Here is a 10,773-nt window from a genome sequence, read left to right as displayed (position 1 = left end):
CTGTGTGCGTAGCTGGGAGTGTCCTGAATGTGATACTAAGCATGATCGTGATACCAATGCTGCGTTAAATATTAAAGCTGCTGGGCAAGCAGTCTTAGCCTGCGGAGCTTGAGTAAGGCCAACGGAGCCAGTCTCTTTAGGCGTCGAGCTATGAAACAGGAAGCCTGTTAGGTGACTAATAGGAATCCCCGTCGTTTACGGCGGGGAGGATGTCAACATGAGTCCCTGTATTACAACTGTGTTACAGAGCAGCCGGGAAAGTTTCTATATTAGCGACTTTATTCTCATTACCTGGTTGAGAAGATACAGTAAGATCCCGGTATACAACATTACGCTTTTTCAGCTCAAAGTACTCGCCATGCCCCTGGTAAGATGGCTGGCTGGCACAGCCAGCTAGCAATGAAAGAGATATGGCAACCAATAGGATTTTCATTATTTTGTACCTTTCTCAAAAGAAACCAAGTGGTTACGACGATCAACCACAACCGTGTTTTCAATACCCACAAGCAACTGAAGGACATCGACAATAGGCATTGTCCTGTGCATTTTTAACTCTGGAGGGATAGGGCGGACAGCAAACCGGGCAGACTCTACAGGTGCCGGATATGTCGTTACCAGGCGATAACCGATAGGCTCCAGTATCCATTTTGCCGCCTGCTCCACAGTAGTGACTTCCTTACCCCAAACAGTCCTCACCGATACTGATAATGGGTCTATTTCAACCGTTTTGGCCTGTAATGACAGTGATAGAAAACAAAGCAGCGCAATTAGATATTTCATGACTGGTAATCCTCAAAAATGTTTTTCCAAGGCTCCAGGAAGATTTCTTCTTCCAGGATGATATTGAGGCTCTGCCCTGCCTTAATAGTGATCGTGGGAACCAATGACAGATACTTTTGAGCAATAGGGGATACCTGACTTCTAATGCCTCTCCCAACATCACCACTATAAGTCGCCTCACTTTCAGTCCCAGTACCGACATAGCTGGTTTCACTGGCAACCAATGCATAAGCCGCAACGCCTAAGAACTGGGCCATAAAGTGATAATTCACCTGATCTTTCATAGCAGCTACACCTTCCCGGTCTAACCCACTGGATTTAGACATGTCGATCTTGTTGCCATTGGGTAAAACAATCCAAGGTACTGTGTAGCCCATTCGGGCCTGTATTGGCTCATTCACATTGGAAACCCGTATAGACTTAATAATAATTTCAGACCCTTTGGGTATCAGTACACTCTGATAGTCAATGTCATAAATATCCTGAGTCACAATCCCTTTAATGGTTCCTGGATAATCACTAATGGTTTTCATGGCTGTAATACCGGGAATAACTGTACCCACTGGCAGCTTGTATTTGCCTTCCGTTGAGGCTTGGTACTGATTTTCCTTGGTATACCCCACAATATTTGAGGGAGGGTTCTGAAACTCTTTTTCCAGGCTGGCTAACTGATTTTGAGCGAGTTCCTGCTCAATGCCTGCATTATAACCCTCGGTCATTATCTGCTGACGCAATAGACGGGTTTTCTCAATTTTGGCGGCAATGGCCTGCCTTTTTTCATCACTAGATAGAACCTTACGAGTAATAACAGGCTCTGGCTTTTTCTGTGGCTGAGAGTTTGCTACTTTCTGATTAGTTCCCCAGTTGCTCTGTGCTGCCATTAGTGCGCGCTGTGCTTCCCTGATGCGCCACTTCTCCATAGCTTCCTGATACGGGTCTTTCTCTTCAGGTAAAAAAGCACTCCGGCTACGATTGCCGGTATATCCCCGGCGCTCTCTTTCTGCCCGTACTTTTTCTTCATACGGGTTGTCCTTAGCATGAGTAACAGCTTGCTCCTGCTTCTTTTCTTCCTGCGCCCTGGTATTATCAACCAGGCTTGCAAAGTCATTGACTTCTCTGTTACTCGACTCTTCAGTAGATAGGGTCGGGCCTGATACCTCTTGTTGTTGCCGTTCCTTTTCTTCCTTTGAGGGCCGAGAAGCAATGTCCACAACCGTCATAATAAATAGCACTAAACCGATGAATCCTACTGAAATAGCCAGATAGAATTTCATTTTCTTTTTATCGAAAGGCTCTGTTTCTTCCGGCAGCTCCACATTTTCATTGTTATCCGTCATATCAAGAAGCTCCGTGACTGGCATTATCAGTTCTGGTTACATCAATTCGCACATCATCAATACGCATGGTGAAGCTGGGATAAATACCAACAACCCGGTACATACTGTAGGCATCTTCATATTTCACCGGGGCAATTGCGGTTTTACCGCCTATTTCTGTTTCAACACTGAGAACCCCCCTGTTGGGGTTGGCCAGCCTGATATAAGTGAAACGTCCGTCATCATACACATCTGCTACTGTGTTTTTTCCAACAAACTCCGAGCCTTCATCCCACTGGTAACGGGTGTAAATGTGATAGCGGTATTTCTTCAAAGCCGATACAACAGCTTCTTTCTTCTCTTTCTCACTGTTTTCCCTTATGGCTGCAAGCTGGCGCTGGTAACGAGCTACATCCTCTGTAAAGCTTTTAGATTCCGTTTGATGCTTAGCAACAAAACCATATAACTTACGGCTTGTATCAGGGTCAAAATGCTTATTATCTGGGTTTATTGCAACACAGGAGTGACTTGAGTTTGAGTTAGCTCGAACAGCCTTAATGGTGTAAACCAAACCATCATCACCATAGGCAAAAATCATGGTTTGCTTACCCTGAGCAGTCTGTGAGTTAGGCTTGATATAAAGCTGATTCAGACCATTAACGTGCTCCACATCCCATAGCTCTTTATTTGATACAATGGGGTTTGAAACCAGGTTAGCTGGCAACCGAACCAAAGTCCCCATGTACATAGCAGAACGAACATCAATGATATGGTTGTCCTTGTACTGTATAGAAGTACATTTGTCGGCTTGAACTGAAGAGCCAAGCACTAAGGCAGTAATGAGAGTAAAGGTCCTTTTCATTATTTTTTCTCCAGATCGGGTTCTTTGCGTAGCTTTTCATCAATGATCTTTAGGCCAATGGGATTAACATTGATCCACGATTTATCTTTTTTCTCAATATCTGATTTATCCATCAAGTACCACTGAATCATCAGCATCATCTTTTCTGGCTTTCCTATCTCAAGCCCTTTATTTCTTTGTCTTAAAAAATAGACAGTGGTTCTTACAATATCTTTTCTCTTACCTTTCACTTCTCCGTTAATTGTTTGTGTATGGAGATTAAACCGCCATGTTATTTTTGTTATGTCATTCATCTTTGACTGTGCATTAGCTGCTTTTTGAACAGCATCAAAGCCTTGAGGTGACATAAATTCATTTTTCAGAGCATCATCCATAAGATAGCTTGCAGCGCCATAGTCTCTTGAAATGGTTGCAGGTTGAACACCAAAACGATTTTCAACATATTCCTTAAGAATTTTATCTATCATATTTTTTTGATAGAACTGCTTATCTTGAGGTTTAAACTCATCTACTTCCCATTTGCCGTCTGAGTACAGTTTCACATAAATCAATTCTTTACTACTCATTGAATCATTATGTGCAGACCAAGCAAAAGAAATAGCAATACCTAGAAGGGTAATAAGAAAAAAGCAAATAATATACATCACATTTCTTTGTGCTTTAATAATACCTAGAATAGTTTTCTCAGGTGTTATTTCCATTTCCTTTGAATCAGAAGATACCATAGGATCAATCATACCCCCCCCTTAATCATTGTTGCCATTTTTGTTGCTATAGATTTAGCTCCCCTTCCAACACTATTACTTGGCTGAGCAATTCCAGAGGCTAGAACTTGAGCAAATTTGAAACTCGATATAACCACTAAGATGCTAATTATCATTGTAAATGTCATTTCAGAAGCTGAATACCCTCCGGCAAACTGATAGTCAATCAAATCTATTTTTACAGACCAGTTTGCCACTGGCAGACAGACTAAACCTTCTGAACAGTTAAGTCCTATTGTTTCAAGCTGAGACTGTATTGTTATAGCTGTTATTACTGCTGTTATTCTTAAAATAATTAAAAGAATAAAAAATCCAATCAGGAATTTAAACCAACCATCGAATAAGGGTCTTGTGTTTTCAAGCGCCAGAAATGGTATAAAAATAACACCTATAATTTTCGCTACAGTTATCCCCCAAGCTGCCCATAGTCCAACTAAATACATAAAAAACTGTAACAACCCCACTAGAATATGCCAGAAAATAGTTTTCATAGCACTATGGACTGTACCTAAAAAACCCACTTCTGATTCAACTACAATCCTAGAAAATATGGTATTAACCCACTTAGAAAGAAACATGGGGTCAGTATTATCAACTGCTGCAAACTGGAACGCTGCTGTTAATCCATTTGCTGCCTCCCAAATAACATCTATGAAAGTGTTATACCCTGTCCAAAGTCCTAAAGTAATAAATATCATCACTGTAGTGGTCAAATGGCTTTCAGGATCAAGCCCCTTTGTCATAAAAACCACTACTTCTTTAAGGAAAGCAATAACTATTGTCATGATTAGCATCATCTTACAGTAGCTATAAACGTCATTGCCTGGTGACAAAAGGTCATCAACATATTCAGAGATGTTGTTATTGAATACTTCAACAACATCTGCTGAAAATGCTGATAGGCTAACCATTGACAATATAAAGAATATAAATGTTCTCATTATTATGGTCCACTATATTTTGGATAAAGGCGCTCACCTGTAGACAGCGTAAATGACCAGCCAACATAACGTCTTTTATAAATATTCTTTTGTATCCAAATGGCCTCATATTCAAGTTGTCGGTAATACATCTCACCAGGCTTATCAACACCCGGCCTAGGATCTACCTTCTCAGAAATAGCAAAAAGCTCGCGTATTTTTTCATCAGCACTTGAAGGGCTTAGCGTTTTATAGCTTTTTTCAGCGTACTCTTTAGTACCTCGCCTTGGTTTATTCTTGTAAACCTCTTTCATGACTTTTGAAGCACAACGATAGCCTTTACCACCCTCACAGTTTGACGCTACTTCCTTTTCAATGAGGTCATGAAGATTTTTAGAATAATCATCAATGTATTCAGAATAAGTAAACCCCGACACCAAAAAAAGGGTAAAAAAAGTTAAAATTCCTTTCATATTATTTCCTTCCTCAAGGCCCAACCTGAGTTTCATCAATGACAACAGGGTTATCCTGATGCCATTTAGCTTTTTTTAACTTATTTTGAGACTCTTGTAAGGCATTATTGAAATATTTGTTTTCAAACTGGTTTGAAAGTTCAAATTGCTTTTGTAAAATGGATAGAACTTGCCTATTTTGTTCAAGCATAACTTGATTTTGTTCAACCATAAACTGCAACGTCTCTAACTGGGACTCATCGCCAAGCTTTAGTCTTTTGCTATCCAAATCATATATATCATCCTCTGCTTCTATCATGTTTGATTTAAAGTATTCATTAGCCCTGAGTTGATCCAGAGCAACACTGGCATCATTATAAGAACGCTCAAATGCTACAGTCTCACCTCCCAATACTTCCGTGGACAGAGAAAGCATCGTCTCCTTATCATCAACCTCACCGTAACGGGCATCAGCCATATCCCGGCTTTTCTGGAAGACATCACCTTCGGCAGTGCGTATATCCATTCCACCATAAGGGCTGTACTTATATGCTTCATTGGCCTGCTCCCAAAGCCCCAACCAGTCTTTTTTATCCATTTTTTCTTGCAAGGCCGTTGCCTGCCTGATCAGATGCTTATATTCAAGTAGCGCCTGCTCATACTGATCAAGAATGGTGAGAAGCTGGTCTGAGTCAATGCCAACCTGCTGCAACAGAGTATCGTATTCAGTCAATAGCTGCTGATACTGGACTAACTGTTGGGCAAGGTTAGCAACATCCACCGTCGGTATACCGTTTCCTTTTGATGAAGGCGCTGAACTTATGAATATTGCGCTCAAAGCAACAATAAATAGCTGTTTCAGCATTGGGTTTCCTCCATCCCTAACGCTTGAATTATCTTTGAAACCGCCTTATCAATATTTTTTTCCTCCTTCAGCACTCTTTCGGCTAGAGCTGCCTCATGAGGCCGGGAAGTAGTGACTACATACTGCTCTGCCTCCACATGAAGGTTGATGATCTTAGCAACGCCAATATCTGGCTGTTTTATAAAGCACTGCTTCTTAGCTTGCATGTTGGCTATGATGCTGCACTCTTCTTCTGTTAAGAAGGGAAAAGCCTCTAGGTACTCTGCTTTATCCATTTCTGGATCAGGCATAAACATGAAACTCGTCGCGGCACTTCTCAAGGTTCCCCACTCTGGAATGCTGCTGTAATGCTTGGGTGATTGTGTCCAGAAACCCATTCCCCCACCATGCTTAAACCAAGTCCTGGCTTTTGCTACCAGGAACTCAGCCGCACCAGGCTTGGATAGAACATACTGGCATTCATCGACATCTAAAAACTTGAGCTTTTCTCTGTACTTTGGGTCTTCAAAAAGGCTGACGGCCCGATAAAAAATCTCTGTATTCACCAGTTGCGCTAACTTGGGGCTATCCTTCACACCCTGCGTGTTATAGACACTGAATGGCCGATCCAGAACACCTACCGCATCTTCTTCATTATCAAAAAGATTCCCGTAAACTCCACCTTTCTTGAACCTGGCCAGCTTTTTAATAATGTTGCTGGTCTTATTGCAGTGGCTAAGCATTCCTGAGAAATTCTTCAGCTCTTTTTGTTCCAGGGCGATTACTTTCTTGATTGCGTCATCTAACTCAAGCTGCTCTTTTGCATTCAAGCTCTGCATTTCTTGAGAGTCATTGGTAGCCAGCATCAGGCGGATAAGCTCATTCATATGACTGATAAAACGCTCATCATCAGCCCCTTTAGCCATAGCAAAGGGGTTAAACCCCTTGGTAGTACTGGCATCTTCAAGCCTGAAAATAGCGCCGTCATCCTGAAAAAACCGGGCTATAGGCTCTGTCCCTTTGTCGATATCCATTGCACAGTACATTCCTCCCAATTTGGAAAAATGAGAAGCGACACAGTTTTTCAGAAAGCTTTTTCCGCTCCGAGTCGGCCCAACACCGATAATCAAGCATTTATCACCAACCATCATTGAGAAATGAAAAGGTGTACCATCCTCGCTTTCAAAGACGTAAACCGCTTCTTCTTTTTTACCGGCCAGTTCCCACTCTGGAAGCCCTTCATGAGCCTTAAATATCAGGCTAAGCGCTGCTGCCTGACTTGTAGAGACTTCAGCATCCCGCAGAGTTTTGTTAGGGTTTGCCAGTAGTAAATTCTTATAAGCTTCTTGAAGACCAACACTCTCCCAGATCATTGAAAACTGCGCATTCTCAAGCGAGTTTTTCAACGTTTTGATTTGCTGTTTCAGCTTGGTAAGGTCGGTATCGAATACAACAGCCATTGCTGTTGAAATACCAAACCTGTCGTCACTGTTTTTTACATCCTCAAGCTCTTCCAATAGCCCTTTGAGCCGTGGGTTTTTCTCTATCCTATTCTCAATCTCAAGAATGGACGCCTCCCCTTTAACCAGATCCATGACTCGCATTTCTTGACGGTGAATGTCACTACTTTTATCTCTGGCCAGCTTATTCTTTTTGAACGTGCTAAGCGGTCTGAACCGGGTAAAGAACAGATAATTCCCTTTCTTCATCACAGGGCTGTCACCATCAGAACACCAAGCAGCTTCAGGCATATACTCTGACCCGCACCCGGTAATGCTGGCAATTTTGGCGTAAACAGCTTGGGAGCCTTCAATTTTCAGGTAATGCTCACCATCAATAATTACAGGCTTTACCTGACCATTGGCCACTAATGCATCCCAGCGGTCTGAAGGTGCTGTTTTTGGAGGATCTACCAGATAGCTGGCATCGAGGTTTACCAGTGCTTTTTGTAAGCCCCATAACTTCAGCTTATTAAGCTTCTTATTGCTCAGTGATACAAAACTTAGCCTGGTGTCGATATCTTGAATAGTTGTTCTTAAAACATCTATTTGACGTTTAAGCTCGCGATATTCGACCAAAACCGCATTATGCATGGATAGTGCACTTTTCAGTTTATCCCTTGCTGATGGGTCAAAGAGTGAAGAAAAAAGTAACTGTAGTGTGTCAAAGGAAAGCAGCTTATTCAGGTTTTCTTCTGGTGGAACCTCTAACACCCAATAAAGCCTTGAAGCATTCAAATTCCTTTTGTTATTCAAGAATGCCTCTCTCCGGCGAGACACTAATTGCGAACGCTTATTGTCTCTCTCACGTAAGCGTATTTTTACATCGTCCTGGTGAAAGTAATATTGGGACATCACTACATCAACAGGCAAACGCTGAATGAGGTTTCTCAACATAAAAGTGATTTTTTTGCGGTCAATACCAGTGACAGACGACGGCTCAATACCTGACAGCTCAATTGCGCCAAGTACTGTCCCAGATGTATTGAGTACGGCATCTTCAGCAATTACACCAGCGGTATGAATAGACTCATTCAGCGTGTCATCAAACATATCTAAATCCTTTAGAATGTTTTAAGCCAGGTAATTAATGTTCCCATTCCAAAAAGTACGAGCGCACCAATACAAACACGAACAATCCAGGCTATTGCCTGCCCTGCTTGCTTCGGTACTAGTACCCATAGGCCAACCGCAGCAGCGGCAGACATAAAGACGACAAACATAACGCCTGCGCCGCCTAGAAAATCAACCAACTCCTGAAAGAACGCCCCGACTTTGGCCAATGGGCCGTCTGTCGGCGCACCAATATCAACAGCTTCATCAGCCCCATAAACGGTGTTAGAAAACCACAATAAAAACAGGGCGTAGAATTGGGTAAGTTTACCTATCATTTTTTATAATCCCTTAAACTCACGCATGGTTATTATTTTGCCGTTCTTTAACACCTTGACGACTTTATTCGTATTTCTGGTAAATCGTGCTGTCAGAAAAGCTGGTGAAGCAAAATTCTTTATCCAAACTCGCCATGCTTCAGGGTCATCCCTATGAATCCGAGCAATAGGCAGCAGTAGCAATGCTGCATAGCAAAGAACAAAGAATGTACCTACATAAAACCCTAACAGTTTCCAGATAACTCCTGCTCCAAATACACCAAAAAAAACAACTATAACAAAGGGCTTATCTGGCATACCCAGATACATTTTTTGGCTTTTGAAAACAATTTTATTCTTAAGGCCAGGGTTTTTCGCATCCTCCTTTTTCTCCATCATTTCAGCCTTTATTATTTATGTATTTATTCTGTATGCTTAATGAATATAATAAATATTATCACTCATATCAGCAACATAAAAATACAAAAATTTTGTATTTTTTTTGCTAAAGAGAAAGAGGACAAAAGGATGTTTATATGTCTGTAGGGAAGAGGCTGTTACAGGTGATTTCAAAGCGAAAAGTCACCAATAAGTGGGTTGCCGATCAGGTGGGTTGCTCCGCTAGCTATATCACAGAAATAACCAAAGACCGTGTAAAAAACCCAAGTAAACACAGGAAGGCTATATGCAAAGCCTTGGGCATTAATGAATACTGGATGCTAACCGGAGAAGGTTCTCCTACACCCATTGAGTACTTTGAACTAGGATCGGATAAACTGATTTCCAGCAAAATCACTGCCATAAAATTTGATTGCTTGGAAGCTTTAAAAACACAAGATATTCAAATACCTATTAAAGTCGATGACAGTTTATCCGCTTATTACTATGATAAAGCCAACCCGCTCTTCAGAAAGGGTGCTGTGATTATCACTCACAACACAATACCTGGTGGCAATGGCTATTATTTATTTAACGTCAATGGTATAGCAACACCTGCGGTGATGGCGCAGAATGAGTGGATTTGGTTCGATCATAATAAATCCGATGACATGCTAGGAAAAGTTGAGTTTATTCTACCCATAGAAGCGTGCTTGCTCTAAAGAAATTGACATCCTCCTCCAGCTAGGTCGCTGGAGGATTCCTATTAGGCGACAACTATGCTGACATAGGGGGAGTGTATGCCGGATTAACGACAACCACTTCACCACCTAAGCAGTATTGCTTATACTCAAGCTGCCGTTTGAACTCATAGGATCCTTACAACTAGCTATCTTGCTGTGAATACGGTTAATACGTTGCTTTTGCTTCTTCCAGTTTTCAGAGAATTTCACTTTTCGGGAGAATTTTTTTTGTTCTCTGTCAAGCATGTTTCTTATGCTCCCTGAAAGCATTAAGGGTTTTGAACCGCTCACCACTGGACAGCGTGACAAACTTGGCAATACCTATATCCAGAACAACCGATTTTGTTGAGCTATGGACAGGTGCGGGTAATTCTTGCTCAGTTTGAAAGCTGATAAACCAGTGGCCTGACTTACGGGTAATGGTGCGAGACTTACGGAACTTCACCGATCCCAATTTGCTTGGCAATTTTACTCTGCGATTTTCGACCTTGCGATAGTTTTCCACATATCTACAGCCCTAACTATAAGTGTTTAATATCAATGTGTTTAGTCTCGTGTTTAAAAGATAGTGTTTAAGGCTTTTGATAAATTTATAACTATATGAATAAAAAGAGAAAAATGACTATCTTAATTAGGTTTGGGTGTGTGAAATGACGTTTCTTAGTGTGTGAAATGACGTTTCTTAGTGTGTGAAATGACGTTTCTTAGTGTGTGAAATGACGTTTGATGCACAGGTTTTTATATGATTGGCTCTTAATGGATTCCGGGGAGTTATCCAAACAACACCTCCAGAAGGCCGGATAGAGCCGCTTTCCCACGCTTCCTGATGTTATGCAGGCATTCAA

General features: G+C 41.6%; 14 protein-coding genes. 2 read left to right on the top strand and 12 right to left on the bottom strand.

What is annotated here, in order from left to right:
- Positions 1-4: 4 nt before the first annotated feature.
- The gene (locus V4C51_RS18085) at positions 5-112 is read left to right on the top strand and encodes a zinc ribbon domain-containing protein (RefSeq protein ID WP_420797685.1); all 108 of its coding nucleotides are present in this window, start codon (positions 5-7) and stop codon (positions 110-112) included.
- A gap of 129 nt (positions 113-241) precedes the next feature.
- Here the strand turns inward: V4C51_RS18085 and V4C51_RS15695 are convergent, their stop codons facing one another.
- Genes V4C51_RS15695 through V4C51_RS15645 form a run of 11 tightly spaced genes read right to left on the bottom strand, consistent with a single transcriptional unit; the run spans position 242 to position 9,206 of the window.
- Entirely contained in the window at positions 242-433 is a 192-nt protein-coding gene (locus tag V4C51_RS15695) for a hypothetical protein (RefSeq protein ID WP_330927126.1), read from the bottom strand.
- Complete coding sequence (locus V4C51_RS15690; protein WP_330927124.1) at positions 433-780, bottom strand: hypothetical protein; 348 nt, start codon at positions 778-780, stop codon at positions 433-435. The genes V4C51_RS15695 and V4C51_RS15690 overlap by 1 nt, the downstream gene beginning before the upstream one ends.
- Entirely contained in the window at positions 777-2,117 is a 1,341-nt protein-coding gene (locus V4C51_RS15685; RefSeq protein ID WP_330927123.1) for a TrbI/VirB10 family protein, read from the bottom strand. Before V4C51_RS15685 ends, V4C51_RS15690 begins: the two co-directional genes overlap by 4 nt.
- A 1-nt stretch (position 2,118) precedes the next feature.
- The gene (locus V4C51_RS15680) at positions 2,119-2,958 is read right to left on the bottom strand and encodes a TrbG/VirB9 family P-type conjugative transfer protein (protein ID WP_330927122.1); all 840 of its coding nucleotides are present in this window, start codon (positions 2,956-2,958) and stop codon (positions 2,119-2,121) included.
- Entirely contained in the window at positions 2,958-3,695 is a 738-nt protein-coding gene (locus tag V4C51_RS15675; RefSeq protein WP_330927121.1) for a hypothetical protein, read from the bottom strand. The genes V4C51_RS15680 and V4C51_RS15675 overlap by 1 nt, the downstream gene beginning before the upstream one ends.
- Positions 3,692-4,663, bottom strand: a complete 972-nt coding sequence (locus V4C51_RS15670) for a type IV secretion system protein (RefSeq protein WP_330927120.1) — start codon at positions 4,661-4,663, stop codon at positions 3,692-3,694. Before V4C51_RS15670 ends, V4C51_RS15675 begins: the two co-directional genes overlap by 4 nt.
- A 2-nt stretch (positions 4,664-4,665) precedes the next feature.
- Positions 4,666-5,115 (bottom strand): hypothetical protein, encoded by a 450-nt coding sequence (locus V4C51_RS15665; RefSeq protein ID WP_330927119.1) that lies wholly within the window; start codon positions 5,113-5,115, stop codon positions 4,666-4,668.
- 13 nt (positions 5,116-5,128) lie between these two features.
- Positions 5,129-5,959, bottom strand: coding sequence for a hypothetical protein (locus tag V4C51_RS15660; RefSeq protein ID WP_330927118.1), 831 nt, complete (start codon positions 5,957-5,959; stop codon positions 5,129-5,131).
- On the bottom strand, positions 5,953-8,490 hold the full coding sequence (locus tag V4C51_RS15655) for a VirB4 family type IV secretion system protein (protein ID WP_330927117.1): 2,538 nt from the start codon (positions 8,488-8,490) through the stop codon (positions 5,953-5,955). Before V4C51_RS15655 ends, V4C51_RS15660 begins: the two co-directional genes overlap by 7 nt.
- Before the next feature lie 11 nt (positions 8,491-8,501).
- Complete coding sequence (locus V4C51_RS15650; RefSeq protein ID WP_330927116.1) at positions 8,502-8,828, bottom strand: hypothetical protein; 327 nt, start codon at positions 8,826-8,828, stop codon at positions 8,502-8,504.
- Between the two features lie 3 nt (positions 8,829-8,831).
- Positions 8,832-9,206, bottom strand: coding sequence for a hypothetical protein (locus tag V4C51_RS15645; RefSeq protein ID WP_330927115.1), 375 nt, complete (start codon positions 9,204-9,206; stop codon positions 8,832-8,834).
- Positions 9,207-9,343: 137 nt separating this feature from the next.
- Between V4C51_RS15645 and V4C51_RS15640 the strand changes: the two genes are divergently transcribed.
- Complete coding sequence (locus V4C51_RS15640; RefSeq protein WP_330927114.1) at positions 9,344-9,907, top strand: helix-turn-helix domain-containing protein; 564 nt, start codon at positions 9,344-9,346, stop codon at positions 9,905-9,907.
- Between the two features lie 259 nt (positions 9,908-10,166).
- Here V4C51_RS15640 and V4C51_RS15635 read toward each other — a convergent pair whose 3' ends face one another.
- Complete coding sequence (locus tag V4C51_RS15635; RefSeq protein ID WP_330927113.1) at positions 10,167-10,394, bottom strand: hypothetical protein; 228 nt, start codon at positions 10,392-10,394, stop codon at positions 10,167-10,169.
- Positions 10,395-10,773 lie beyond the last annotated feature (379 nt).

The sequence above is a fragment of the Candidatus Sororendozoicomonas aggregata genome (genome assembly GCF_031528575.1).
Classification (GTDB): Bacteria; Pseudomonadota; Gammaproteobacteria; order Pseudomonadales; family Endozoicomonadaceae; genus Endonucleibacter; species Endonucleibacter aggregata.
This window is presented reverse-complemented; position numbering and strand designations above follow the sequence as displayed.

Excerpts from the sequence above, each read along its gene's own strand:
- V4C51_RS15695 (WP_330927126.1), bottom strand. The coding sequence starts at position 433 with ATGAAAATCCTATTGGTTGCCATATCTCTTTCATTGCTAGCTGGCTGT.
- V4C51_RS15690 (WP_330927124.1), bottom strand. The coding sequence starts at position 780 with ATGAAATATCTAATTGCGCTGCTTTGTTTTCTATCACTGTCATTACAG.
- V4C51_RS15685 (WP_330927123.1), bottom strand. The coding sequence starts at position 2,117 with ATGACGGATAACAATGAAAATGTGGAGCTGCCGGAAGAAACAGAGCCT.
- V4C51_RS15680 (WP_330927122.1), bottom strand. The coding sequence starts at position 2,958 with ATGAAAAGGACCTTTACTCTCATTACTGCCTTAGTGCTTGGCTCTTCA.
- V4C51_RS15675 (WP_330927121.1), bottom strand. The coding sequence starts at position 3,695 with ATGATTGATCCTATGGTATCTTCTGATTCAAAGGAAATGGAAATAACA.
- V4C51_RS15670 (WP_330927120.1), bottom strand. The coding sequence starts at position 4,663 with ATGAGAACATTTATATTCTTTATATTGTCAATGGTTAGCCTATCAGCA.
- V4C51_RS15665 (WP_330927119.1), bottom strand. The coding sequence starts at position 5,115 with ATGAAAGGAATTTTAACTTTTTTTACCCTTTTTTTGGTGTCGGGGTTT.
- V4C51_RS15660 (WP_330927118.1), bottom strand. The coding sequence starts at position 5,959 with ATGCTGAAACAGCTATTTATTGTTGCTTTGAGCGCAATATTCATAAGT.
- V4C51_RS15655 (WP_330927117.1), bottom strand. The coding sequence starts at position 8,490 with ATGTTTGATGACACGCTGAATGAGTCTATTCATACCGCTGGTGTAATT.
- V4C51_RS15650 (WP_330927116.1), bottom strand. The coding sequence starts at position 8,828 with ATGATAGGTAAACTTACCCAATTCTACGCCCTGTTTTTATTGTGGTTT.
- V4C51_RS15645 (WP_330927115.1), bottom strand. The coding sequence starts at position 9,206 with ATGATGGAGAAAAAGGAGGATGCGAAAAACCCTGGCCTTAAGAATAAA.
- V4C51_RS15640 (WP_330927114.1), top strand. The coding sequence starts at position 9,344 with ATGTCTGTAGGGAAGAGGCTGTTACAGGTGATTTCAAAGCGAAAAGTC.